Annotated in this window: 18 protein-coding genes and 1 tRNA gene; 7 read left to right on the top strand and 12 right to left on the bottom strand. The window is 66.9% G+C overall.

Annotated features, from left to right (window positions below; genetic code table 11):
• Positions 1-3: 3 nt before the first annotated feature.
• Both ABZV44_RS12970 and ABZV44_RS12965 read left to right on the top strand, forming a co-directional pair.
• On the top strand, positions 4-1,272 hold the full coding sequence (locus tag ABZV44_RS12970; RefSeq protein ID WP_354835425.1) for a deoxyguanosinetriphosphate triphosphohydrolase: 1,269 nt from the start codon (positions 4-6) through the stop codon (positions 1,270-1,272).
• Between the two features lie 5 nt (positions 1,273-1,277).
• Positions 1,278-2,006 (top strand): hypothetical protein, encoded by a 729-nt coding sequence (locus ABZV44_RS12965; protein ID WP_354835423.1) that lies wholly within the window; start codon positions 1,278-1,280, stop codon positions 2,004-2,006.
• Positions 2,007-2,096: 90 nt separating this feature from the next.
• On the opposite strand, the gene ABZV44_RS12960 is transcribed toward ABZV44_RS12965, so the two are convergent.
• Genes ABZV44_RS12960 through ABZV44_RS12950 form a run of 3 tightly spaced genes read right to left on the bottom strand, consistent with a single transcriptional unit; the run spans position 2,097 to position 3,946 of the window.
• Positions 2,097-2,777, bottom strand: coding sequence for an ABC transporter ATP-binding protein (locus ABZV44_RS12960; protein ID WP_354835421.1), 681 nt, complete (start codon positions 2,775-2,777; stop codon positions 2,097-2,099).
• The gene (locus ABZV44_RS12955; protein ID WP_354835419.1) at positions 2,774-3,322 is read right to left on the bottom strand and encodes a biotin transporter BioY; all 549 of its coding nucleotides are present in this window, start codon (positions 3,320-3,322) and stop codon (positions 2,774-2,776) included. The genes ABZV44_RS12960 and ABZV44_RS12955 overlap by 4 nt, the downstream gene beginning before the upstream one ends.
• A gap of 33 nt (positions 3,323-3,355) precedes the next feature.
• Positions 3,356-3,946, bottom strand: coding sequence for an energy-coupling factor transporter transmembrane protein EcfT (locus ABZV44_RS12950; RefSeq protein WP_354835417.1), 591 nt, complete (start codon positions 3,944-3,946; stop codon positions 3,356-3,358).
• Positions 3,947-4,261: 315 nt separating this feature from the next.
• On the opposite strand from ABZV44_RS12950, the gene dnaG reads away from it, so the two are divergent.
• Positions 4,262-6,175, top strand: coding sequence for a DNA primase (gene dnaG / locus ABZV44_RS12945; RefSeq protein ID WP_354835415.1), 1,914 nt, complete (start codon positions 4,262-4,264; stop codon positions 6,173-6,175).
• Positions 6,176-6,341: 166 nt separating this feature from the next.
• Here dnaG and ABZV44_RS12940 read toward each other — a convergent pair whose 3' ends face one another.
• The gene (locus ABZV44_RS12940; protein ID WP_354835413.1) at positions 6,342-6,587 is read right to left on the bottom strand and encodes a hypothetical protein; all 246 of its coding nucleotides are present in this window, start codon (positions 6,585-6,587) and stop codon (positions 6,342-6,344) included.
• A gap of 176 nt (positions 6,588-6,763) precedes the next feature.
• Here ABZV44_RS12940 and ABZV44_RS12935 point away from each other — a divergent pair.
• Positions 6,764-6,836: transfer RNA gene (locus ABZV44_RS12935), tRNA-Asn, on the top strand.
• 125 nt (positions 6,837-6,961) lie between these two features.
• On the opposite strand, the gene ABZV44_RS12930 is transcribed toward ABZV44_RS12935, so the two are convergent.
• Complete coding sequence (locus tag ABZV44_RS12930; RefSeq protein WP_354835411.1) at positions 6,962-8,167, bottom strand: site-specific integrase; 1,206 nt, start codon at positions 8,165-8,167, stop codon at positions 6,962-6,964.
• A gap of 346 nt (positions 8,168-8,513) precedes the next feature.
• On the opposite strand from ABZV44_RS12930, the gene ABZV44_RS12925 reads away from it, so the two are divergent.
• Together ABZV44_RS12925 and ABZV44_RS12920 are read left to right on the top strand one after the other, a co-directional pair.
• Entirely contained in the window at positions 8,514-10,418 is a 1,905-nt protein-coding gene (locus ABZV44_RS12925) for a hypothetical protein (protein WP_354835409.1), read from the top strand.
• A 45-nt stretch (positions 10,419-10,463) separates the two neighbouring features.
• Positions 10,464-11,951, top strand: coding sequence for an ATP-binding protein (locus ABZV44_RS12920; protein WP_354835407.1), 1,488 nt, complete (start codon positions 10,464-10,466; stop codon positions 11,949-11,951).
• Between the two features lie 16 nt (positions 11,952-11,967).
• Here the strand turns inward: ABZV44_RS12920 and ABZV44_RS12915 are convergent, their stop codons facing one another.
• The 6 genes from ABZV44_RS12915 to ABZV44_RS12890 form a co-directional block, all read right to left on the bottom strand.
• A complete protein-coding gene (locus tag ABZV44_RS12915) occupies positions 11,968-13,155 on the bottom strand; it encodes a TIGR02679 domain-containing protein (protein ID WP_354835405.1) in 1,188 nt (395 codons plus the stop codon).
• A complete protein-coding gene (locus ABZV44_RS12910; protein ID WP_354835403.1) occupies positions 13,148-17,377 on the bottom strand; it encodes a TIGR02680 family protein in 4,230 nt (1,409 codons plus the stop codon). The genes ABZV44_RS12915 and ABZV44_RS12910 overlap by 8 nt, the downstream gene beginning before the upstream one ends.
• Positions 17,374-18,522, bottom strand: coding sequence for a TIGR02678 family protein (locus tag ABZV44_RS12905; RefSeq protein WP_354835401.1), 1,149 nt, complete (start codon positions 18,520-18,522; stop codon positions 17,374-17,376). The genes ABZV44_RS12910 and ABZV44_RS12905 overlap by 4 nt, the downstream gene beginning before the upstream one ends.
• Positions 18,523-18,525: 3 nt before the next feature.
• Positions 18,526-20,088: a DUF2397 domain-containing protein gene (locus tag ABZV44_RS12900; RefSeq protein WP_354835399.1), complete on the bottom strand. Its 1,563-nt coding sequence runs from the start codon at positions 20,086-20,088 to the stop codon at positions 18,526-18,528.
• Between the two features lie 236 nt (positions 20,089-20,324).
• Positions 20,325-21,701 (bottom strand): hypothetical protein, encoded by a 1,377-nt coding sequence (locus tag ABZV44_RS12895; RefSeq protein WP_354835397.1) that lies wholly within the window; start codon positions 21,699-21,701, stop codon positions 20,325-20,327.
• 498 nt (positions 21,702-22,199) lie between these two features.
• Positions 22,200-22,787, bottom strand: coding sequence for a DUF2637 domain-containing protein (locus ABZV44_RS12890; protein WP_354835395.1), 588 nt, complete (start codon positions 22,785-22,787; stop codon positions 22,200-22,202).
• Between the two features lie 456 nt (positions 22,788-23,243).
• On the opposite strand from ABZV44_RS12890, the gene ABZV44_RS12885 reads away from it, so the two are divergent.
• Complete coding sequence (locus ABZV44_RS12885) at positions 23,244-23,402, top strand: hypothetical protein (RefSeq protein WP_354835393.1); 159 nt, start codon at positions 23,244-23,246, stop codon at positions 23,400-23,402.
• A gap of 405 nt (positions 23,403-23,807) precedes the next feature.
• On the opposite strand, the gene ABZV44_RS12880 is transcribed toward ABZV44_RS12885, so the two are convergent.
• Positions 23,808-24,416, bottom strand: coding sequence for a TetR/AcrR family transcriptional regulator (locus tag ABZV44_RS12880; RefSeq protein ID WP_354835391.1), 609 nt, complete (start codon positions 24,414-24,416; stop codon positions 23,808-23,810).
• Between the last annotated feature and the right edge of the window lie 28 nt (positions 24,417-24,444).

Here is a 24,444-nt window from a genome sequence, read left to right as displayed (position 1 = left end):
GCGATGAACGCGCGTATCGACTATGACGGTGTGTACTCCGAGGCCGATCGGGAGCGCATGGTGCCCGAAACCGAGCGGACCGCGGGACTGAGCTGGTCGCCGTGCCCGGCCCGGCGCAGTGAATTCGCGCGGGATCGGGCGCGGGTGCTGCATTCCGCGGCGCTGCGACGGCTGGCGGACAAGACGCAGGTGATGGGGCCGCGCGACGGGGACACCCCGCGCACGCGGCTGACCCATTCGCTGGAGGTGGCCCAGATCGGCCGCAGCATCGCCGACAGTCTGGGCTGTGATCCCGATCTGGTGGATCTGGCCGGGATGGCGCACGATATCGGGCATCCGCCCTACGGCCACAATGGCGAGCAGGCGCTCGACCAATTCGCCGACGCGCACGGCGGATTCGAGGGCAATGCGCAGAACCTGCGCATCCTCACCCGGCTGGAGCCGAAGGTCATCGACGATCAGGGCGTCAGCTTCGGGCTCAACCCGACCCGGGCCGCACTGGACGCTGTCATCAAATACCCCTGGGGCAGGACGGGTCCCCGCTCCAAGTTCGGCGCGTACGGCATCGACATGGACCGCCTGGACTGGGTCCGCAAGGGTGCGCCGGATCGCCGCCAGTGCCTGGAATCGCAGATCATGGACTGGTCCGACGATGTCGCGTACTCGGTGCACGATGTCGAGGACGGGGTGATCGTGGGCCGCATCGATCTGCGGGCGCTGGCCGACCCGGTCGAACAGGTCGCGCTCGCGGAACTCGGTGCGCGCCAGCATCCTTCGCTGGCGCTGGAGGAGCTGGTCGCCGCTGCCCAGCGGCTCTCGGAGATGCCGGTGGTCTCCGCCGCCGCCGAATACGACGGCTCCCTGCGCGCCTCCGTGGCCCTGAAACGATTGACCAGCGATCTGGTGGGCCGTTTCGCCACCGCCGCGGTCGAGGCGACCCGCGCGGCCTGGGGTGGCCGCCAATTATCGCGCTACACCGCCGATCTGGAGGTGCCGCGCATCGCGGCCGCCGAGGTCGCGGTGCTCAAGACCATGGCGCTGCGCTACGTGCTCTCCGACCCCATCCACCGGGTGCGCCAGGCTGGGCAGCGCGAACGCATCCTGCTGGTCGCCAACCGGCTGCTGGAAGCCGCCCCGCACGGGCTGGACCGGCTGCTGCTGCCGTGGTGGGAGGCGGCCGTCGACGACACCGCACGGGTGCGGGTGATCGTCGACCAGATCGCGTCCTACACCGAGAGCCGCCTGGAACGGGTCGCCGCCGCGATACCCTGAATCCGGTGGAACCGGCGGCAGGGGGCGCGATGACCCGCGAGGTGGACGGCATAGTCGACCTGGATCGGTACCCGCTGGACCGGAGGTCGGTGGCACGGCTGCGCGAGGTGATCGAGCGGGCGCAGGCGGACTTCCTGGTCAGCGGTGTCACCGTGCTGCCCGAATTCCTGCGCCCCGCCGCGGTGACCGAGATGGCCGCGGATGTGCTCTCCGACGGGCTGGGCGACGCCATGCGGTTCGAGTACACGGTCGCCTGCGACCGGATTCCGGATTCCTCGCCGCTGAAGGCGCTCTACCACTGGGAACCATTGCGGGAGTTCGTGTCCCACCTGGTGGGGGAGCAGGCCTACCGCTCGGCCGACGAGCTGGGGGCAATGACGGTGCAGATCCACGAGAACGGGGATGTGCAGGACTGGCACTACGACATGTCCGACTACACCGTGATGCTGCACATCGTCGCGCCGGAGCGGGGCGGGGCGCTCGAATACATTCCGCTGCCCGGGGCTTTCATCGAGCGCGGCGGCGGGCTGCCCATGCGGCACCGGCACATGGTGAAGATGCTGCCGACCGTGCCGGGGACCTTGGTACTGCACGCCGGGCGGCGATCACGGCATCGGGTGACACCGGTGCAGGGGGAGATTCCGCGGGTGAGTGTGCACATGGCGTTCAATTCGCGGCCGGGGCAACGGCTCAATGCCCATGTGCGGCGGCATCTGTTCGGGCGCGAGGAGTGATGCTGACCCATCGGGTCTCGCGGGTCGTGCGAATCTGTCCGGAATGACTGAAAATCCGTCCGCATTGACCGAATCGGAAATCCGCGCGGATCAGTTCGCGGTGTGCATGGCCACGTACCGTGCGATGCATTCGCCCGGCGGGCCGTCGGCCACGATGCGGCCCTCGTCGAAGACCAGCACCCGGTCGAAGTCGGCGAGCAGGTCCAGATCGTGTGAGACCACGATCAGCTGCTGCGGAAGTTCGTGCAGCAGACGGGAGATACGGCGGGTGTTGCGCAGGTCGAGCAGCGTGGTGGGTTCGTCGAACACCACGTACTTCGGCCCCACCGACAGCACCGCGGCGATCGCGAGCAGCTGCTTCTGCCCGCCGCTGAGCAAATGCGCCGGGTGGTCGCGGAATTCGGTGAGGCCGTATTCGGCCAGGGTCGCGCTGACGCGGTCCGGGATCTCGGATTTGGCGACGCCATGGTGCTTGAGCCCGAAGGCCAGATCCTCGGCGACGGTCGGCATGACGATCTGCACATCCGGATCCTGGAAGACGAATCCGACCAGTTTGCGAACGGCCCTGCCCTGCTTGCGGGTATCGAGCCCGTCGACCCGCACGCGCCCGTCGGTGGGCACCTGCAGCCCGTTGAGCAATCGCGCGAACGTGGACTTGCCGGACCCGTTGGAACCGATGATGGCAATCCGGTTCTCACTCAGGCGCAGATCGAGGTCGCGCAGCACCGCGCGCTCCCCGAACCGATGCGAGACGCCGTCGAGTTCGATCATGCTCGTGCCGGAATCATCGGATACGCCTTGCGGACCGCCACCGCGGCCAGCGAGCCGACCACGGTCTTGACCACATCGCCGGGCAGGAACGCCACCGAGGTGGTGATCGCCTTGCCCAGCGAGATGTGCGCGGCGGCGGCCATCCACGGAATGCCGATGACGTACAGCACGATCGCGCCGCCCAGGAAGTTGATCAGCAGGGCGATGGGCAGGTTGTAGTACCGCCACAGGCGTTCGGTGAGCAGTCCGATCACCAGTGCGCCGATCGGATAGGCGATCACGAAGCCACCCGTCGGGCCCATGATCACCGACAGCCCGCCGCGCCCGCCCGGCAGCACCGGCAGGCCGGCGAAGACCAGCACATCGAACAGCAGAATGGCCAGCGCACCACGCTTGGCGCCCAGAATCGACCCGGCCAGGATGACGCCCAGGGTTTGCGAGGTGAACGGCGCGAAGGCTCCCGGCAGCTGAATGAGCGGGAAGAATCCCAACACCACCATGATTGCCGCGAACAGCGCGATCTGCGCCAAATCCCTACTACGCACCGAGGCATCCTAAATGGCCCCGGTTCGGACCCTTCAGTCCAGGCCGCGGGCGTCCAGCGCCTCGCCGACCCCGTCGGCCATGCGGAGTGTGCGGATCAGCAGCGGAACCAGGAAGACCGTGCTGCGTTCGATGCCGCGGGCGCGCTGCGCCGAGCGGACGAGTTCGGCCTGGTCACGGATGACGGGGATGAATCGGATGGTCATGGCGACCAGCAGCCCCACGCGCTCGGGGCGGACGCCCACCGGCCGCAGTGGACCGAGCGCCCGTTCGATGGTCTCGACCATGGCGGAGGTGCGTGTGGTGAGTGTCACCAGATTGGCCAGCAGGACCAGCGTGAGCAGTCGCTCGCCGACCAGGATCGCGGTGTGCCAACCGGTGAAGATCACCTGCGCGACCACGATCAATACGAGAAACGGTGCCAGCCCGAGTACCTGCCGCCCGGTCGTCCGCCACGGAATCCGCGCGACCGCATACAAACCCAGCACCACCGCCAGCGCGACCCCCACCCACACGATCGACGGCACGAAGAACAACGCCGTCCCCGCGACCGCCAGCACCAGCACCTTCACCCCGGCGGGCACGGCATGCACCGGCGTCCGGGCATCGTGATAGAGGCTGAGCACCGATAGATCCTCGCAGCCCGGTTCCATGGTTCGTCGTCGGGGACGGGACAACTGATTTCGCTGCGCCTGGGGTAACTCGTCGGGTACGTCCGAAATTTTCGTCGCACCTGACCGCCGGCACGCGTGTGGAACCAGCAACGGCTCCTAGTTGTGCGCTGAAGTTGTCGGGGAGGCGGGGGAGTGCGCTGAAGTTGTCGGGGAGGCGGGGGAGTGCGCTGAAGTTGTCGGGGAGGCGGGGGAGTGCGCTGAAGTTGTCGGGGAGGCGGGGGAGCGCGCTGAAGTTTCGGGGAAGCGGGGGAGCGCTAGACTCGCTCCGTGGCAGGCCGACTTCCTGACCGCGATATCGCGGCGATTCGTGAACGTGTCCGGATCGAGGATGTCGTGGGTGAGTACGTCACTCTCAAGCGCGCCGGCGCCGACTCCATGAAGGGCCTGTGCCCCTTCCACGACGAGAAGTCCCCGTCCTTCCACGTGCGCCCCAATCACGGCGTCTTCCACTGCTTCGGCTGCGGTGAGGGTGGCGACGCCTTCGCCTTCCTGCAGAAGATCGAGCACGTCGGTTTCGTCGAGGCGGTCGAGCAGCTGGCCGACCGCATCGGCTACAAGATCAACTACGAGGGTGGCGGCACTTCCGTCCAGCGCGATCGCGGCACCCGTTCCCGCCTGGTCGCCGCCAATGCCGCCGCGCACGAGTTCTACGTCTCCCAGCTCGGCGAGCCCGGAGCGGAAGCGGCCCGCAAGTACCTCACCGACCGCAACTTCGACCACAACGCCGCCCGCCAGTTCGGCTGCGGCTACGCCCCCGGCGGCTGGGACACGCTCACGAAACACCTGCTGCGCAAGGGCTTCGACTTCAAGGAGCTGGAGGCCGCGGGCCTGTCCAAGCAGGGTCAGCGCGGCCCCATGGACCGCTTCAACCGCCGCCTGCTGTGGCCCATCCGCAATCTCGGCGGCGAGGTCATCGGCTTCGGCGCCCGCCGTCTGTACGACGACGACACCATGACCGCCAAGTACATCAACACCTCGGAAACGTTGCTGTACAAGAAGTCTCAGGTGCTGTTCGGCCTCGACCACGCCAAGCGCGAGATCGCCAAGGGCCACCAGGCCGTCGTCGTCGAGGGCTACACCGACGTCATGGCCATGCACATGGCGGGCGTCAAGACCGCTGTCGCCTCCTGCGGCACCGCCTTCGGCGACGAGCACCTCGCGATCCTGCGCCGCCTGCTCATGGACGACAACTTCTGGCGCGGCGAGATCATCTACACCTTCGACGGCGACGAGGCGGGCCAGGCCGCCGCCCTGAAGGCCTTCTCCGGCGACCAGAAACTGGCCGGCCAGACCTACATCGCCGTGGCCCCCGACGGCCTCGACCCCTGTGAACTCCGCCAGCGCAATGGCGACGGCGCGGTCCGCGACCTGGTGGCCCGCCGAGTCCCGTTGTACGAGTTCGTCATCCGCGGCCTGCTCGCCGAACACAATCTGGATTCCCCCGAGGGACAGGTCGAGGCGCTGCGCCGCGCCGTCCCCGTCGTCTCCCAGATCAAGGACTTCGCCCTCCGCAAGGCGTACGCCACCAAACTGGCTGGCTGGGTCGGCTGGGACGACATCCAGCAGGTCGTGCGCCGCGTCGGCGATGAAGCCCGCAAGGGCGCCCGCACCGGCGCCAAACCCGGCATCCCCGAACGTCAAGCGCGCCAAGAGGTCACCGAGCACCCCGCGGCCCGGCCCAACCCGCACGACCCGACCCTGCTCCCGCAGCGTCAAACCCTGGCCGCCGCACTGCAATACCCCGCCTTCGCGGGCCCCGTCTTCGATGCCCTGGAGCCGGAAGCCTTCACCCAGCCCGCCTACATCGCCGTCCGCGCCGCCATCGCCGAGGCCGGTGGCACCGCCAGCGGTCTGTCCGGCGCGGAATGGGTCGCCACGGTCGCCGACAACACCGAAGACCTCACCCTGCGGGCCCTGGTCTCCGAATTGGCCGCCGAACCCCTCCCGGTGAAGTCCGCCGACGACATCCCCCGCTTCGTCACCGGCGTCCTGGCCCGCACGCAGGAGTCCTGGGTCGGCCGCCAGATCGCCGAACTGAAGTCCAAACTCCAGCGCATCTCCTCGACCGAACAGCCCGACGGCTACATGGCCCTGTTCGGCGACCTGGTCGCCCTGGAGCAGTACCGGAAGAGCCTGCTGACCCAGGCCATGGGCAACTCGGGCGACTTCGTAAGCAGCTGACCCCGCTCTCGTCCCAGCGGTCGGCGGCTCTCACCCGGGTGGCAGGCGGCGCAGCTCGCCGCCCGAGTCAGGGACGTGGTGCGTCCTGAGGCACGACCGATAGACCTGCCGACTGTGGATCGGCAGGTTTCGGGGTTCGAGTTCGGGTTGGGGAGGCCCCAATCCCTCAGCGCCGCAGTTGATCCTGTGGCACGAGGATGGTGGTGCGCTCGTCCAGCGGCACCATCGGTTCCAGCTTCGGCTGGGTGCTCAGCTTGTCCGCGAGCTTCTGCCGCCCCATCATCACGACCTTCCGCGTGACAGGGCTCTCGCTGATCGCACGGGTCGTCTTACTGATCTGCTCATACCGAGCCCGCCCGGCCTTAGCGCCCAGCACATACCCGGCCGCAACACCGATGATCAACCGCAGCATCCCGAGAAGCTCCTCCCATAGACCAGCCTGCCCCCACATCCTGCCCGACCCCACCCCCACCTGTCGATCCGGCACCCCACCCACATCCCCGCAGGTAGAGCCGCGATTTGGGAACTGTACAACCGATACGCTAAAGTTTTCCCCGGCCGGTCCGAGAGGGCCAGCCAGGGAAACAATCCCCTATAGCTCAATTGGCAGAGCAGCCGACTGTTAATCGGCAGGTTTCTGGTTCGAGTCCAGATGGGGGAGCAGTGGAAAAGCCTCCGACCAGGGAATGTGAAATTCCAGGTTGGAGGCTTTTGCTGTGCTCCGGGCGATAAGGTCCGTGATTGGTCCATGATCGAAGCGTTTTCGGCTGGTCGGGTGCGGCGTGTCTATTCGCTGGTTTGTTCCAGTGCTGTTCGGTTGTCGACCTGTTGGTTTCGGGCGGCGTAGTAGCGTGCGGTGACGAGGGGTGAGCCGCCGAGTTGTGCGGCGGCGGCCTCGATGCCATTGATGTCGCGGATGTCGGTGGCGACGCGGTGGCGGATCTGGGTAGGGGTGACGGCGATGAATTCTTTGGATCGCACGGTGCGCCAGAGTCGTCCGAAGTTGTTGGGGCTCCATCCTTTCCCTGTTCGGGAGGGGATGAGGAGGTTGTCCTCGGAGGGGATGTCGTAGGCGAGTAGCTCGCGGACGGCTCGTATGCCTCGTGGGGAGAGGGCCAGGCGGCGAATGCCTTTGGTGCCGGTTTTGAGACCTGCGTGCCACCGCCAGCCGTGTCCTGCGCCTTGGTTTTCGAGTTTGCCGCGGACCCAGATGCCCGGGATCGGGGCGTCGAGTTCGACGTCGTGGATGCGTAGGCCGAGTAGTTCACCGGGACGGACACCGGTGTCCAGGAGTAGTTGGATGACCCAGTAGATGCGTGCGTCACGGGTGGTGCCGCCGCAGCGCTCGGGCCGAACGGGGATGGCTTTTCCGTGGCACCAGGTGTCGACTTGGCGGAGGAAGTCGTCGAAGACGGTGTGCGGCAGCGTATGTGGTTCGTCGAGTCGACGGGCGGGTCTGAGGGTGGCGTCCATCGGGTTGCGATCGATGGCACCGTGGCGACGGGCGGTGTCGAACATGCTCGACAGGATGATCCAGTGCTGGGTGGCTTTGGCAGTATGGCCGCGTTCCATGAGCGTGACCATGTATTCGTTCATGCGGGCGGTGGTCGCTTCACGAACGGTCAGCGAACCGATGGATGGTTTGATTTTGATGGCGTCGCGGCGGGTGCCTCTTCCGTGGGATCGGTCGAGTTGGTACTCGTAGATGGCGAGGTGGCCGCGCAGTTTCGTCTCGGCCAGCCAGATGTCTGCGAGATCCGACAGTCGGGTGGCCGGTTTCACGGTGTGGCTGCCCGGGTTGCGGGCGATCCATTCGGCCGCTGCCCGGCGGGCCTTTCTCGCGGCTTCGCGTTCGGTGCGGCCGGTTCGTCTGGGTTTGCGGTAGGCGCCGAGGTTGTTGCGGCACAGTAGGCGTGCCTCGTAGCGGCCGTCGGGTAGAAGTCGTACGTGGGGTTGTCCGACGGCACCGGGTTTGAGTGCAGGATTGGACATTTACGCTGCCTAGCACCCATCGCGGCTGCGTTGCAATGAGTTGCCTGTCGCAAGCGGTCGGCGTTGACGAGGTCGGTGTCGGATTGGGTTCGCTGCGGCGGCCGGGATCGGGCTTTTCCCGCGACCGGTGCCGGTGCCCCGCCACGCCTGGTAGCTTCGGCCGTGGCCGACACAGGGATCCCGGCGCACCTTCGAATGGGCGATGGAAATCATCACCGCCGTCGAGGAGTCCGCCGAACTTATGCCGAGTCCCGGGATCTGGTGGCACGATCCATCGCCGAGACCTTGTCGGCATTCGGTGCGAGTGAGGGGTAGACGGGTGAGTTCACGCGGGCCGGGACTGCCGGTGGAGTTCGTGACCGCTGTGGCGTCCCTGGCTGAACCAGATTCGGCAGTCGCTGGGTTCGCGGCTGGGCAGGCGAAGATCGTGCCGGAAGGCACTGACCGAAGGCGGCTGTTGTCTGCGTTGCTGTCTTCTGCGTTCCGAGATTCTGCCCCCGGGTGGCTGCTGGACGTGGCTGTCGACCAGGGGCTGAGCGGCGGGAATGACCGTTGGGAGAATCCCGGGATCGGGCTGGCGGCCGCCGCGTTGGCGCACCCGGACTGCAGTGCGGCCGCACGTGAACTCGCTCTGCGGCGATGCACCGAGAGGCAGCTTGCCGATCTGGGAACAGCGAACAGACCGGTAGTGCTCACCACCGCGGTGGCGGTCGAATTGCGGCGCAGATCGCCTGATCCGTTGCCCATGACTCGTGAACTGCTGGCGCAGCCGACGCCAGCCCAAGTGGTATTGGGGACGCAGCGGCTCGCGGACCCGGTCTTCGATGCGGCGTTCGAACTTCTCCCGTCGCGTCCCGAGCGTGATCACCGGGATACCGGTATTGACGCCGAGACTCGACATCAGCGGTATATGGATCGGCTCGCCGCGTGGGATGAGATGTGGAGCATCGTCCTGATGCGCCACCCTGACCGGCACGCCTTCCTCCTGGAGCGTACCGAGGACAGTACGGCCAACTTCTCGATCCGTTCGTTGTTGCTCGGCAAGATTCCCTGGATGGTCGAGCCGGCGTTGCTTCAAGACCTGGCGATGGCTGATCTGGACGACTTCGATAGCGCCGTATTGATCACGCAGCTGTGCCGATCGCTTCGCGACGGGGAGGCGAAGCAGTCCGTCAAGGACCGGTTCGCCGACCGGATCGACGCGCTCGACCCGAGCAAGCGCCGTCGGGTGGAGATCTACCTCGACGACAACGGGTTCGATCCGGAGTGGGGTTGCGATGAGGCAACGGACTGGGCATCGCGCGCCGCGGCCGATGAGTGGCGGCTGTTGCTCAACCCTGCCGAGGCCCGGCACTACGGGGAACCGCATTCCTGGCGATCTTCGCAGGCGGAGCTCGAAGCGCTCGGTCGGGCATTCGCGGAAACCACTGTCCCGGCACTTGCGATGTGGGAGTCGAATCCGGATCGACCGACTCGTGATCCGCGGTTGCTGCGGTGGATAGTGGAAGTCCTGACCCATTTGCCGCTTGTGACCGACGAGGTCAAGGAAGCGGTCCGGCCCATCGTCGATGACGCCCGCAAGACACTGCGACCCACGGCGTATCGCACCGTGCTCTATGAAGATCGAAACGCTCTCGAGGACCTCGTCGCCAGGATCGACAAGATCGTCGCTGATCCTGCACCGGCCATCACATCTCGCAGGTCGGCGCTGGGTGATCCGACCCAGGTCACCGTGCGTGAACTATCGGGGGCGCCTGCGGAGGTGCTGGCCGACTACCTCGACCGCCACGTCGGCGACGACGGCTTGGTCGAGAAGGTACTGCTGGCAATCGTTTCGACCAATTATGGACCGAAACCCGGCTTCGGCGACGTACTCGAACGACACTCGGACCCGAACAGGGCAATCCGTGAGCTCACGTACGACCTGCGTCGCAGACTCGGCGGCAATCCTGCTGCCCGGGAGCAGTGGGCGCGGGAGATTCTGGCCTTGCCGAATTGCGATTCGGATGTTGTCCGTGCGCTGCCGGCGTGGACCGCGCTCAAACTGAGCGGCACGTACGGCAACGCGCATCCCGAAATCATTGCCCTGGTCACCGATGCCCTTGGTGACGATGCCGCTGCCTGGCAACGGTTGGCCGACAGCCCGATCAGCTACACGGGAGCCAGTGCATGGCTGCGCCTGGGTGAAGTGCTCGATGCCGCCCGATCAGGGGGCGACTGGCCAACACGGCCGTCGCGGTCTGCCCAATGAACGATCCGACATAGAAACGTACTTCTTAGAAGTATACTTCTAACTATGGTGGAGTGGGTGAAGCCCGAGCGCGTGTTCGACCGTGATCGCGAATGGGACGGGTTGGTGCGGTTCGCGGCGTCGCCGAGTCCGGACGTGCGGTTGGGGATCGTCAGCGGGCGGCGGCGGCAGGGCAAAACCTTCTTGCTGGACGCCTTGGCCGATGTGGTCGGGGGGTTCTTCTACACGGCGACCGATGCGACCGAGGTCGAGGCGTTGGAGGGTTTCGGTGCCGGGGTGGCCGCATATGCCGGTGGCGGCCGGTATGCGTTCCGGGACTGGGACGAGGCGCTGGAGCGGCTGTTCGCGGTGGTGGGGGACGGGTTGGTCGTCATCGACGAGTTTCCGTATCTGACCAAGGCCAGTCCGTCGTTGCCCTCGGTGCTGCAGCGTGCGCTCGACCCGCGCGGGTATGCGCGGCGGGCGGGTTCGCGGGTGTTGTTGTGTGGGTCGGCGATGTCGGTGATGGGGCGGTTGCTGGCAGGTACTGCGCCGTTGCGTGGGCGGGCGAGTTTGGAGTTGATCGTCAAGCCGCTCGGTTATCGGGAATCGGCTCGGTTCTGGGGGATCGAGGATCCGCGATTGGCGGTGTTGGTGCATGCGATTGTCGGTGGGACGCCGGCATACCGGCGGGAGTTCGTCGCGGGCGACGCGCCGGAGTCGTTGGAGGACTTCGATTCCTGGGTGTTGCGGACGGTGCTCAATCCGCAGGTGCCGTTGTTCCGGGAGGCGCGGTATCTGCTGGCCGAGGAGACCGAGATCCGGGACGTGGCGCTGTATCACGCGGTGCTGGGTGCGATCGCGGGCGGGCACACGACGCGGGGCGGTATCGCGAACACCATCGGCCGCAGCTCCACCGACATCGGGCATCCGCTGTCGGTCCTCGAGGATGCGCAGCTGGTGATTCGGGAGGCGGATCCGTTCAGCCGGGGCAAGTCGGTGTATCGGGTGGCGGAGCCGCTGATCGTGTTCTACGAGGCGATCATGCGTAGGGAGTGGACTCGGTTGGAGCGCGGGAATCCCGAAGCGGCGTGGGGAAATTCGCGTGCGACGTTCCTGTCGCAGGTGGTGGGTCCGCATTTCGAGGGGATCTGCCGGGACTGGGCGATGTCGGTGGGGCCGGAGGTGTTCGGTGATCTGCCCGGGCAGGTGGCGGCCGCGACGGTCAGCGATCCGCGGGACAAGCGGCAGATCCAGATCGATGTCGCGGTGCTGGCGCTCGAGGAGACGGGGCAGCCTCGGCGCATCCTGTCGCTGGGGGAGGTCAAATGGGATCGCACGATGACCATCGGGCATGTGGACCGTTTGCGTCGGGCGCGAGAATTGCTGTCGGCCAAGGGATACGACACCAGCCAGACGATCCTGACCTGTTACAGCGGGGCCGGGTTCGACGAGAACCTCCGGGCTGTCGGCGCCGATCCGGGGCAGCGGCGTCAGGAATTCGACAGTCCGATGCTGATCGACCTGGATACCGTCTACGGCGGGATGCGGTGACGAAGTAGGCGGATTGTCACGACAATCCGCGCAGGTCGTCGAGCAGAAGGGGCAGGAGTGCCTCTTCGTGCAGGTCCCTGCCGTGGCGGTGGTGGATTTCGAGGAGGGTCGCGGCGGCGGCCGGGATGCCGAAATATGTTGCGTACGTGTCGATGTCGAATCGCCACGGCGTGGATTCGGGCGAGATGGATCGCACTGTATCGGCGATCGTGAAGCCGGTCGGATCGATATCGGCGCGGATGCGGATCGCGATCGGTTGGGTGGCGGCGCCTGCGAGGAGATCGAGTGCGGCGAGGGAGGGGACGCCGTCGGTGCAGACCAACGGCGGGCAGTCGCTGCCCAGTTCGTCGGCGGCTGCCTCGACGATGGTGGGGTTCTCGCATACGTAGATTCGCGGCGGGACCGGGGTGAACTGCCATGGGCCGGTCATGTCCCGCAGGGTCAGCCACAGCGGCGCCCCTCGGCGGTGGCCGGCGGTGATATCGAGCGGCAGGTTGAGGGTGAGCACCCGTGAGGAGACGGTGTCGCACCGTACTCTGGCGGCCGCCCATGCTGCTCGCCATTCGCGTCCCGGACGCTTGGGCCGCGCGACACCGGCTGTGACTGCGATGAGCCGTGCGACCGCCCGCCCGAGATCGGTGGTGTAGTCGAGGCCGTGCGCGTCTTCGACTGTGTCAGCGGCCAGTTGAGCAAGCCGTACGGGCGATTGTGCCCAGGGCAGGTGCGGCCACACGTCGGCAATGCGGTCGGCCAGCGCCGCTGCCTGCCCGCTGCCGAGCCGTGGTGCGCCGGGCGCGGACAGCCACGCCTCGACGCTGGCGTGGGCGATGCCGGCATCGGTGAGCGTTCGCTCGAGCTGGCTTCGCTCTTGCTGTGCCGCAAGGTTTTCTGCGGCAGCGATGTCGCGGCGCGCGATCAATGGCGCACCGTCGAGGGTCTCGACGAATCGGTGGACGGTGAGCCCGTGGTCGACGAGCCCTTTTACCAGCGCCTGGAGCGATACCGGCCGCCCGGATACCTCCCACGCTGTTCCCAGCAGACGAGCCACCTGGCGGCGCTGTTCCGCGGTCAGATCCACACGCAGCGTTCCGGTTTCGAGTTGCCCGCCGCGGCGTGCTCGTCGGCGGATCGCGTCGAGGACCGATGCGGGTCCGGGCATCTTCGCCCACACTCGCAGTCCCTCGGGCAGGGCGTCGTCACTCATCGAGCAGTCCGAGCAATCCCGCGTCCTGCGGTGGCGCAGGCTTCTCGACGACGCCGAGCCGGTCGACATTCACCCTGGTGAGGGTGCCGCCGCACCAGAGGTAGGGCAGGGCGTCGACGCCGGGCAGGTGACGTTCGCGCGCGAGGTCGTAGACCGCGACGGCGGGCACGGTGTCGTAGGTGCACCATTCGTCGTGGGCGGTGAGCATGATGTCGAGCTCGAAGTCGACCGTGAGTCCCATGAACGACGCCTTGATCTGGGCGTCCACTCCGGTCATCGCCTCGTCCAGCCATACCCAGCGCGGGGAGTGCTCGGCGGCGGCATCGTAGGCGACGACGGCTGCGGCGAACAGGGGCTGCGACAGCAGCACTACTTTCTCGCCACCGGATTTCGCGCCGTGTCTGGCCGCGTCGAACAGCGCCCATCTGCTGGTCGAACCGGGTCGGTATTGCAGGCTGATCTTGAGCCACCCGCGGTAGTCGAGAGCCTTGGTGAGCTGCTGTTTCCACTCCGAGGCGCCCTCGGCATTGGCTTCGCTGCGGGCCTCGTCGATCTTGCGGGCGAGGAACTCGCGCACCATCTGCTGGCGCTCAGGCGACAGCTCGTGATAGCCGCGGCCGAGCGCGCCGATGACCGCCTCGGCGTCGGGATCGGAGGGATCCGGCTCGCACACCACTCGCACCGCATGTCCTTGGCGGGTGGGGTGTTTGGCGAGGTGGTCGTTGATGCCGGCGAACGTGTGGGTGGTGTAGTCCAGCCTCTCCTTGAGATGCTCGATGAACGTCGACCCGAGCAGTGTCGCCAACACCCGTTGCTGCTCGGCGTCGTAGCCGCGGCGTTGCTCTGCGACACGCTGTGCCAGGGTGTCGGCGGCGTCCGGTGGCAGCTGGAAGCCGTGGGTGGAGTCGCTGTGGATTTCCACCCGAGGCAAGGTGTTGTCCTCGTCGAGCACCCGGGCGTCCTGTTGCGGGAGCAGTGACTGCCGCAGTTCTTCCAGCTTCTGCAGGCAGTGCCGCCAGGCGCGGTCTTCGTCGGCCGGCTCGGCCTTGGTTGTGACCTCACGACGGACACTGGCCGCGAATTCCCTTGCCGCCTGGACGTTCTGGCGTTCGGGCGGGTCGATGCCCAGCGGCCGGGCGAGCCCGTTGTCGACGGCCTCCCAGAGCGCGGTCATCGCCGCGTCCCGTCGGAGCTCGGCGTCCGCGCGGCGTTCCTCGTGGTTGCGCAGCACCTCCTCGGCCCGCGCCTCCGCCGTCCCCGCTGTGGTGAGCTTCGAGGTGTAATCCTCGATGCGATCGGCCAGTTCCGTCAGCCGTGCCTCGATCCCGTTCTTGCGGTCGAGTTGTTCCCGGTGCCCCGCACCCAGGGCCTTCTCGGCGGTATCGAGTTGGACACGGGACCGGCGTCGGCGGTTGTCGACCTCGGTGAGTTCCTCCTCTGCCAGCTTCCGGGCGCGCTCGCGTTCGGAGTGCCGGGTCATCGACTCTGTGAGCTTGTCCTCGAACAGGTCCAGTTGCGTGAGGAGGTGGGAAAAGCTGTCCAGCTGGGTTCGGAACTCGGTGAGTGCGTCTCGCTGCTCGTCGATGCCGGTCAATCGGAACCGGTGTGTGCTGGCAAAGTCGGCGAACGCGGCGCGGGCCTCATCGTGCCGTGTCAGTTCGGTCGCGTGGTCGCGTTCTGCTGCGGCGAGCTCATCTGCCCGCGCGGTCGTGGTCCGGCAGCGCTCCGCCCAGCGGACCACGGCGTTCGTGACCGTCCGTTCCCCATCGATGGGAAGGGCGCGTTCTTCGTTCTTCAGCCGCGTCAGCGCGTCCTCAGCCGTGGCCAGCCGGTCATCGAGCGCGGTCAACTGCAGGTCGAGTGCGGCGAGCTCGGTCTCCAGTCGCGCGATGAGTCGTGCCCGGGCGGCCTCTCGCGCTGCCGCGCCTATATAGGCGGCAGGTCCCGTCGGTTCGGCCCGGCCGGCGAGCCCGCCGATTCGCCAACTTCCGTCGGCCGCAAGCCAATCGCGATCGCCGAGCGCCCCGCCCTGCCCGCGGTCGCACCAGCCGATCCCCGCCAGCACCCGCTCGACCACGACTGCGGGGACGCCGCTGCCTGCGACCGGCTCGAGTACCGACAGCACATTCGGGCGGCCGTCGCCGACGCTGTCGCGGGCGAACGCCACGACCTCCGACGATACGAAGTCCACCGCGCCGTCCGGTGTCACCCACGCGTCCAGCAGCCCCGAGGAGGCAAGGGCCGCTTCGATGACCGCCAGCGCGTCCTCGTCGAGTCCCGGTGCGGGGTTGATCAACCGCCACAGTGGCGCACCGGAAGTGGCCGCCAGGTCCGGTCGTTCGCGGCGACGCCACGACGTCGGCGCGGGAGGCTCGGCCGCACTGCGGTTCCGCGCGTCCTCCAACTGCACGGCGGTGGTATCGCGCTGGGCCGCAATGGGAGCGCGCTCGAGGCGATACGCCTCGGCTCGGTCGGACCACATCCCCCGCACGTCACCGACGTGCCGACGCATCGCCTCGACCGCCGAGACCATCTGCGGTATAGCGCCATCGGCGTCGATCACCGTCATCTCGGCGATCAGGTCGCACCATTCTCCGACCATGGTGTCGGAACAAGACGCCACCTCGGCTTCGGCCGCCCACGCCCGAGCCTGTTCTGTGAGTGTCTCCGCATCGCGTTGGACCGACTCACGCGACTGGGTCTCGTCATCGCGAGCCTTCTCGACGGCAGTCGCCGCGCGCTCCACGGTGTGCCCGGAACGCTCGACTCGCCGCTCGGCCCGGGCCCGCGCCGAGTCCAGGCGCTGCAGATGCCCGAAACGCTCTCGGCGCGACTGCAATTCCCCGGTCAGTGCATCGATATCGCGGCCCGGCAGGTGGCGGGTGACGGCGTCGTCGAGACCCGCGTCGCCGGCCGCGGCCGCGAGCTTGCGTTCGGCGTCGGCGACGGTCCGGCCTGCCCGCTGCGCCTCGGTGCGGGCCGACTCGACGCGGACCGCGGCATTCTTCTCCGACGTGCGTTCCCGTTCGAGCCGGACGGTAGCCGCGGTGTGCTGCTCGTCCAGCCCGGTGCATTCGCGGCGCAGTGCGGCGACGCGGCCGGTCGCGGCGACGGCGTCTTGGTAGGACCGGGATTCGAGCAATTCCCTCAACGCCGTATCGCTGTCGGAATGCTGCTGTTTTGTGGCGGCCAATTGCGTCCGCGCCTCGGACAGCGCGCTACGGGCCTGACTCACTTGCGTCTCTGCAGCCTTCTTGGCGGCTGTTGTGTTGTCCAGACTGGTTGTCGCGGCAGCCATTTCGTCGGATCTGCGGCGCATCACGATGCGCGCCCACGGTCGCCAGCCGGTACGGGCGAACTGTGCGATGGTGCGGGCGGCATCCTCGGTGCGCTGCATCGCCACCCGCAGCTGCTCGAGGTGCTCCCAGCCGTCGGCGAGCTGATTGATCTCGTGGGTGGCCAAGGGCGGCAACGCATCCCGCAGCGTCATGGCCAGGCCCGCGGGGTTGAGCCGCTCTCCCAGTTTCGGCTTGCGCAACTGCTTGAGCAGTTCGGTGAGATTGTCGTAGGACTCGGCTGACAGCTCGAACAATTCCTCGGCCAGACGCGCCCGGTAGGAGGTGGCGTTCGGCGGCACGGTGATGCCGTCGATCCGTTTCAGGTCTTTCTGTTCGAGGGCGATCCCCGCCGTGGTCAGCCGAAAGTCCGCACCGGGTCGGCGCCGGGTGATGAAATGCCAGGTTGTGACGGGGTTGGAGCCGGCGCCGCGGCGCGCGGACGCTCCGAGTCCACAGACGAAATACTGTGGCGTTCCGTCGGCGGCGAGCCGACCGAACTCCACCCACGCGTAGCCGAGGCCGGCGTCGGCCGGCTCGCGCGGGTCGTCGCCGTCGCCGCTGGGCAACAGGTTGAAGCTCATGGTGCGGTGCTGGGAACCGAACGGGTCCAGCACCGAGGGCAGGATCTCGCCACGCAGCAGCATGAGCGTCGTCAGCTCGAGCACCTTGGTCTTGCCGGCGCCGTTGCCTCCGCGCAGCACCAATCGGCCGTCGGCGAACCAGAATTCGGCCTCGTCGTACTCCCACAGGTTGGCTATGCCGACTCGCAACGGCTGCCAGCGCGTCCGCCCCGGCGTCGGCAGGCCCCCGGACATCGCCGCCTGGAGCCAGCCAGCAGCAATCTGGTCCTGTTCCGATGCGGTGGTGTCATCCCCGTCGATCATCGGGCGTCCTCCTCGAGCCGGGTGCTGACCGCGACCACCCGGGGATCGCGGTATCGCGCGGCGGCGGGGGTGAGTTGCCACAATCCGGGACGAAGTCCGGGGCGGAGCAGATCGAGCGCACGCAGCAGTTCGACCGCGCGGTCGCGCCGATTCGTTTCGTGCTCGAGGTCTTTCGTGATCGCCTTGGGATGGCGGAGCGCGACTTCCCGGACCGCCTGCGCGAGATCCTCTTCGGTGACGACCCCGGTGTCGTCGCGCCGATGATAAAGCTCGCCGAGGATCATCAAGGTGACGAAATCGATTGCGCGCAACCGAGGGAATGGCAGATCGGTGTGTGCTTCGTCGTCGGCGATCAGCGCCAGCCCTTCGGCGCGCTGCTCGACGGTCCAGCCGGTCATCTCCGTGCACCAGGACACCAGCCGGGTGCGCTGGCGGATCAGATAGGCGCGCTCGGCCTCGGTGAGGTCGGAATACAGGCATACGGGGAGTTCGATGATGCGACGCATGACCGTGAATCGTTCGGCCGCTTCGCCGACGGCGGGCCCGCGCTCGCGCAGCGCCGCTGCGAACGAGGCCGGATCGACCATGCGCAGCAGCATCTCCCGCTGCACCTCGTAAGCGCCACCGATCTTGTTCGAATTTCGCGTCCACCCGTCACGCTGGTCGTCGCCATCGGAGTCGACGGGCCAGAGCGCCCCGGTGGTCACCAGCAATTCGACACCTGCCGCGAAGAGTTTCCGTTCGGCGAACCGATCCGGATCGTAGACCGTGAGGTCCACATCGTCGCGCGCCGACAACGCCCGCACCCTGTCCGACAAATCCTGCGTGGTCGTGATGTCTTCGGCATCCTCGGCCGCCGCTGCGGCCAGCAGCGCCAAGACCAGTGCCCGCCTCGAGGGCATTCTCACTCGGCGAGGCGCGATCACGGTGTCGCCCAAAGGAAGTCGAAACAATCGTGCGGTCGTGTCAGTGACGACGAGACGATATCCGAGCCGGTTGGTGAACCAGTTCATGAGTTCCGGGCGGTGCCGGGGGTGGCGGACCAGACCGAACAGATCCGGGTGGAGCCGGCGATCCAGGACCGGGTTCGCCAGCAACCCCACGAAGGCTCGGCGCCGTTCGACCTCGTCCCTGCCCGCTAGCACACGCTAAACAATAGCCGAAGCGGGGTTCGCCGGTTCCAGCTCGAATCTCCAATTCCGTGCGACGAATCGCCCTTCGGGCACTGCCAGGGCCACGGTCGCGCCGTCGTCCGGGGCGGTGAGAGTCACCCGCCAGCGTCCGTCCTCGGTGACGGCGGAACCGACCTGCTCGCCCGAGCGCACCCGGGCCGCGGCGAAAAACTCCAGCAGCAGCTGGAATTCGGGTTGCGACAGCGACTCCCAATCGGTCAGCCGGGTGCCGGACCGGGATCGCAATGCCGCTTCGGCCGAGCGCCGCTCCGCGATGGCGGCGGCACGAGACCGGCGCGCGGCCGCCCGTCCTGCCGAATTGTCGATGGCCTTGGTGCGTTTGCCGACCGCGGCGCGGTGGCCGTGCTCACGGAACCTGCCCGTGATCGGCGCGGCGTCGGCATCGTCCCAGGATGTCGCGTGTTCGTCGGGACCCTCGGCGGCGATGAGCAGATGGCGGGCCGGAAAAACTCCGACCGCCGTGTCCCACATCCGCCACGCGATCTCGTCGTCGGGTGCGCGCTCGATCGCGCGGGCCAGCGCGAGAAGTTCGGCCTGACGGGTCAGTGCGCCACCGGTATCCATCAGAATGTGCATATTGCGCGCCCACGGCGCGACCAGGTCACGCAACTGGCGGCGCAGCCGACGCGCCTGCCCGTCGTGCCCTCCGAACCACCCGCCCAGCGCTTCCCACGTCCGCACCCATCGCAGCACCTGGGCATCGACGATCTCCGCGGGCACATCCGGCGGAAGCGCGCCACGCGCGCAGGCACGCCACACCGAATCGGTCAACGTCGGCTTCAGTTCGGCGATCATGTCGGCGATGGTCGGGGTGTAAATGTCGACCTGCTCACCCCACATGCCGATGTACGACTGCAGAGTGCGCCACAACACTTCCTGTTTATAGGGGTCCGGCCCGCCTGATAGCGCGTGGGCCAGACTGCGCTGCCAGGTGCGCGCCGCCACCGCCATGCTCTGATGCAAGGTGATGATCTGCTGATACTCGGCAGCCGCGGCCGGATATCGGCGGTCGGCCACCGTGCCGGCGAATTGCCGGAGCCGGTCGTGGATTGCACGTGGCGCCAGCGTCAAGTCGGCCGCGGCATCCTCATCGGTCGCCAGTTCCAGGGTCCAGAACGTATGCAGCCGAGCAGCGGTCGGCGTCAACTGGAACCGGTCGCGGCGGCGGAGGAAATCGTCGCCGGTGCGAGCCGGATCCTGCCACCGCGTCAACACACCCCATTGCACGAGCCGGTCCAGTCGCGCATCGAGCGCGAACACATCCTCGTGCACGAGCCGGTCGGCCGTATCGGCAGAATCAGTGTGCTCAACCACCCACGCCCGCAGCCGGGCCGCCACCTCGTCGTAGGACATGCCGGTGAGACTCGTATCCTGGGCTTCCAGCATGACGTCGACGATCGCTCGATACTGCGCCGCGAACCTCGACACCAGATACGCCGGAACCAGCTCTTGCCCAGGCAAATACGCTGCCCAAGGATCGACTCCCGCAGCCTCCGCCAGCTCGTCCCCGGCCGTCACACTCGTCACCTTACCCCGACCGCACCGCACGAACGTCCGGTCTTTCGCCACGGGAGGGTTCACGACCTGCGAAAACTTCTGGGGCACAACATAGGCCGCAGATGGCGACTTACCGAGGACGATATCCGGGAGGCCATGCGGATCACCGGGAAACCGGCGACCCTCGGACCCTCGGGCCCGAAGTCGGCCAGGCGCAGACGCCTACCGGCCACGACCGGGCTTTCCGGCAGGCACATCTACCGACGATAGGGTCCGTGTGTGCTCCATCCGTTCATATGCGGTTGGAGTTCTTCGTGGGTGCAGGATTCGACGCGAAGGACGGTCAACGGCCCGTTGATCGGATCCGAGCTCTGGGCGTGCCGACGGATCCAGTCGGCCCACTCGTACGCGGCTTGGGCGTCGGAGGCGACCAACTGTGCGGCTCGCGCATCGATCTCGTCGGCGTATTCGTGCATTGCCGCAGCGGCATCGCGCCGTGCCAGCTGTTCACGAAGCTGCTCGGCGTTACGCGCGTAGGCGAGCTCACGGAAGGCCGCCCTTCTCACCTCCTCCCAGCGAACTTCGCGAATCTTCCCTCGGCGGACTTCTTCCTTTCGTTTCCACTCCGCTTCCGCCTCGGCAATCTCGAGCGTGCGAATGAGCGTGGCCAACTGCTCCTCGAGGGTGTGTTCTGTCGTGTCGCGTAACGTGAGGATGGGTTGCTGCTCCCATGCTTTCGTCAGCGTGAGTTCCAGTCTGCCGGAGCCCACGAAGTGGCGGTTCGCCTTCGTGCGTTCCTCTCGGGTGTAGTAGTCGGTGTCGGTGGTGAAGGCGCGTCCGCTGCGGCCACGTTCGTCGAGCTCACGGACCGTGACGACAACCTCACGTGACGGCAATCCGAGTGACAGGTCCGCGCCTGCTTCTCCGCGAGCGGTATACGCGCTCGCAGCCTTGGCCGGCGCCTTCCATCCCATTTCCACCGCCGCGGCCACGATTGCTTGGAGAAGCCTTGCCGCGCGCGCGATTTGGGGCTTGGACACGTACGCGCGTTTGTCTCTGAACGCGGTTACGGCAGGATGAGGGTCGCGAATCTGTTGCGGTATCTCGAAAGTCCTCGATGGCGTCAGCGCCGCGAAGTCGGGTTCGAGGTAGACCGTGACGCCAAGACTCGGGTCCATCCGGGTTGGCTCCTGCGCGAGTCGCTGCCCCACAGGCAATAACCCCTCGCTCGCCAAGCAATCCGCGATCCCCGTGGCCTCATGGGACTGGACGTCAGCTCCCAGTTCGAAGCGCCCGCCAGCCGCGACAACGGCCTCCAGCAATTCGACAGCGCGATTTCGCTGCTCCTGACGTTTGCGTTCACGTTCGGCTCGAGCTTCCTCCTCGCGTCTCTCACGCTGCCGCTCGGCCTCGATACGTGTGGCGTGCTCTTTCAGGAGCTGCGTCCCCTTTGGGGTAATCGTCGCCGACCAGGTCTTGCCCTGCCCTTCGATCAGAACCAGACCGCGATTGTGTAGTGAACGGGCGGAGACACGATGCGAAGTTCCCTGATACACGCCTTCAGCACATCCGTCGGCGATCCAGGTCAACAACTCGAACTGCGCCACGTTCACGTAGTCAGGGGCACGCCCCATGAACCCTCCTGACCCTCACCAGGCTATTGGGAACTCTCCCGGCTGCCAGAATATCCGGCCGCCGAACGTGTTCCGATAGAAAAGATCCGAGCCGCCCCCCTCCTGTGTGGCGCACCCGCGCGTTCAGCGCGCGGGACCACCGCACTCCATGTTGAGTTGCTCCAGCCCGGCCATCGTTCGCTAGATATTTGCTTCGCGCTGAAAAGGTTCGGCGTGTCGGATTCGACACGCCGAAGATTGCTTTCGAGATTTTTGTCCGATGGTGGCATCAGTGTCGTCTCGCAGGAATCGCGTGTTCCCTGTGGAGGTGTGCACGCGGCTCGACCGGGAGGAGTTCGGTTGCGTGGCCGATGATTCTGCTGATCGCGGAGCGGCTGAGGTTGATTTCGCGGGCGATCTGGGTGGGGGTGCGGCCGTCGGTGAAGTGGCGGACGAGGACGTTGGTGACGAGTGTCGAATCTCGTCGGTGTGCGGGGTCGCCGTTGCAGATCGTTGCCGCTATCCGAGTCCAGATCTGGGTGTCGGGTTCGGAGGTGCCCGGCGTGTGCACGGCGCCAGGATGGCCTTCAGTATCGTGCGCACTGTCCGAGTTTTGGTGTGGCGGCTTGCTTTCGGTGGGTGCGTTTCCGGCGGGGGGTCCGGGCTGAGCAGAGGGGGCCGTCGTCGCAGTCCTGAGTGGGCGAAGGCGAGAAGTGAGATGGTCGCTTGAGTCATGCTGCCCTCCACGATTATTGGAAAGAGCCAGGACTCGCTCATAGGTATCCCGGCCGAGTCGGCGAGCGAGCGGAGGGCGGTGAACGACAGTCGGAAGGCCGCCAGCGCGATCAGGAGGGTGAGCGCGGTGGCCAGGAGGTGGGTGAGGCGGGCTGTGGTGTGTGCACGGGCGAGGACGGCGACGGAGTGCACTGCGGGGAGCAGCGCGATGGGCGGCACGATCGCGATTGCAGCGGCGACGGCGGGCATGGTGGGGGCGTAGAGGATCGCGTGGGTGGCATTGCCGGTGATGCTGACCATCGCGGAGACGGCGAGGACGGTCCAGAAGAAGCGGTGGGCCTTGGGCTGGCCGTGGCCGGCGGGAGTGGGCATCGGGTCGATAGGAGCCGACACTGGAAGGGTGTCGGGGACGGTTTGGGGCATGGCAGGGGTGGGACCTGAATGCTGCATGACGGATGCTTCCTGATCGGTGAATGAGGGACCCCGTCAGGCCGAATACGGCGGTCGTTGGGGTGCGCGGGGTCACTCGATCAGCGACACGCAAACGACACGTTTTGAATGGGGAATCGACGGGTCTCGGCGGGATTCGTTGAGAACCTCGATCGCGACATCAGTGCAGATCACGGGCACTTTCGGGAAGTGTCAGAAATGAAACCGCACGACCTGTCCGCTCACGGCAGGTTTCTGGTTCGAGTCCAGATGGGGGAGCCAAATTCGGCCCCTGACCAGTGTGAGAATTCACCGGGCAGGGGCCGAATTCGTTTCTGGAACTGCCTATGGTCCAGAAAGTGTCCAAAAACTCTGAGCACGTCCGCTCTCATCCTGATCTTGCTCAGTGTCATCGGGGCCGTGCATTACCGCACGCGCTGGGATGACTTCACCGAACGCCTGGATTGGGTGCTCCGCACGCTGCCGTACGCGGCCATCGTGATCAATACACCCGACGGTCATCACATCCAGTTCTGGACGACGGATCCGGCTCGCTGAACTCCGATGCCTCCGATGTGCCTGAAGCCAGCGGATTCTCGCAGCAGATGACCGAACTCGGCCTCGGTCAGCGGTGTTCGCTTCTCCGACAACGGTCTTGGCGAGTCCATCGCGCATCACGTCCCCGTTCGCCAGGACGAACCCAGTGTTGCGCTGACCCATTGAGGCCACACCGCATACCGCGCTGACCTAACCGGCCAGCGCCGCACCTCGGAAGACCAACGGGCCGTGGGCGTTCCGGGCGCCTGACCAACCGCCCGCAGTGCACGCTAGCCGAAGGGCGTGTGTTCGGCTGATCCGCGTCGCGTGATGGGCACGCCGGCCCGGTTGCTCGACCGGTGTAGGCAGCGGCGAGTCGGCTCGAAGATTGGGCTGCGGGGACCGAACGCTCCGGGGTGTGGCGGATTACGCGTCGCGAATCCCGACGGTGAGGAGGTGCAGGGCGGCGTCGACGGTGGCGGCGACGAGGGTGTCGTCGAGGGGGCCGGTGGCGGGGAGCATTGCGTGCAGCAGCAGGGGGCCGGTCAGGATGTCGGAGACCACGGTGGGATGAGTGAATGGTGGGATCTCGCCGCGGTCGACGGCGCGTTGGAACATCGCTTGGGTCGATCGGCGGCGTGGCGCCATGAAGGCCTCGTGGAACATCGCACTCCATTGCGGGTCGCCGCTGAGGTCGCCGAGCAGGCCGGCGATGCCTGCTGAGACGACCGGGGTGCGGAAGAACTCGACCTGTAGGCGTTGCAGCTCGATCAGGTCGCCGCGCAGGGTGCCGGTGTCGGGCGCTGGATCGGTGCCGAAATGCCCGGCCAGGGCGCTGGCGATCAGGGCGACGCGGCCTGGGAAGCGGCGGTACAGCGCGGTGCGCGTGGTACCGGCCACGGTAGCGACGCGGTCGATGGTGACTGCGCTGTAACCGTCTGTCAGCAACAGTTGTTCGACGGCGGTGGCGATGGCGGCGTCGAGGGCCGTATTGCGGGGGCGGCCCATCCCGGCGGATTTACCCTTGTCAGACATACGCTACGGATTGTATCGGATTAACTCT

It is taken from the genome of Nocardia sp. NPDC004860 (assembly GCF_040609015.1).
In the GTDB taxonomy this organism is placed as follows: domain Bacteria; phylum Actinomycetota; class Actinomycetes; order Mycobacteriales; family Mycobacteriaceae; genus Nocardia.
The sequence above is the reverse complement of the archived record's forward strand: the minus strand, read 5'-3'. Positions and strand labels throughout refer to the sequence as shown.